We start from the raw sequence: 433 nt of genomic DNA on the forward strand, positions 1-433 counted from the left end.
GCAGCGCGCCCGCGCCGATCTTGCCGAGCGCGATGTCGACGCGGCGCACGGGCGACACGAGCAGCGCGTTCAGCAAACCCGTTTGCCGATCGTGCACGATGCCGACCGCGGCCGAGATCGCGGTGAACATCAGCGACAGCCCGACCACGCCCGGAAAGATGTACGCCTGATAGCCGCCGATCTCCGCGTACGTGCCGCTTCTGAGCGCCGCGCCGAGCACGAACAGATACAGCAGCGGCTGCGTGAGCCCGAACAGGATGCGCAGCGGCGACGCCCAGAAGCGCTTGAGGTCGAACCAGACGATCGCTGCGACGGCGCTCATGCGGGCCGCCCGGCGAAACGCGGCGCGGCGTCGCCGCCGCGGCGCGCGGCGATCCAGTGGCCTACGACATCCTTCAGCCCCGGCGCGGCGATATCGGCGCCGGGGCTGAAG

1 protein-coding gene is annotated in these 433 nt (G+C 70.9%); it reads right to left on the reverse strand.

The genetic code is table 11. From position 1 onward, the window contains the following. Positions 1-322, reverse strand: a 322-nt coding sequence (locus J5M58_RS27180; protein ID WP_207880558.1) for an ABC transporter permease, incomplete at its 3' end; no start/stop codon positions are given. Positions 323-433: the final 111 nt, after the last annotated feature.

It is taken from the genome of Pseudomonas sp. 32_A (genome assembly GCF_017490905.1).
GTDB lineage: Bacteria > Pseudomonadota > Gammaproteobacteria > Pseudomonadales > Pseudomonadaceae > Aquipseudomonas > Aquipseudomonas inefficax.